Below are 458 nucleotides of genomic sequence, written 5' to 3'. Positions count from 1 at the left end.
TGACGCGCACCAGGCGTAACGAAGTTGATGCTGCTGTGCCGATGCTCTTCGTTATAAGCATGCGAGAACGCCAGCATCCACTCGCGTATCGCTTGCAGCGAGCTGAAGCCCTTTGAAGGCCACGCAGGGCAGTATTTGACTGTTCTGAACAGTGATTCGGAGTACGGGTTATCGTTGCTCACCCGTGGGCGACTGTATGACATCAGCATACCAAGTTCCGCCAGCCGTGCTTTGAGCGTATACGAGGTCATCGGTGCGCCGTTATCCGAGTGCAACACGGGCGGATTGTGCCAGCAGCCCTCCCGCAGTAACGCACGTTCAACCAGCTGTTTCGCACGCTCGCCAGACTCGGCATCATGTACCTCCCAGGCGACGATCTTGCGGCTGTACACGTCCATGATCAGATACAGATACCAGTGCTGGCCGCGCACTTCCGATGGGCAGTAGCTGATGTCCCA

The 458-nt window shown here is 57.2% G+C and carries 1 protein-coding gene; it reads right to left on the bottom strand.

Going from position 1 to position 458, the window contains the following annotated elements:
* The coding region (locus WG929_RS20975; RefSeq protein ID WP_416207623.1) for a DDE-type integrase/transposase/recombinase at window positions 1-458 on the bottom strand (458 nt) is incomplete at both ends.

Source organism: Oceanobacter antarcticus (assembly GCF_044962685.1).
GTDB lineage: Bacteria > Pseudomonadota > Gammaproteobacteria > Pseudomonadales > Oceanobacteraceae > Oceanobacter > Oceanobacter antarcticus.
Note: the sequence above shows the minus strand (reverse complement) of the source record. Positions and strands in the feature narration are given on the sequence as shown.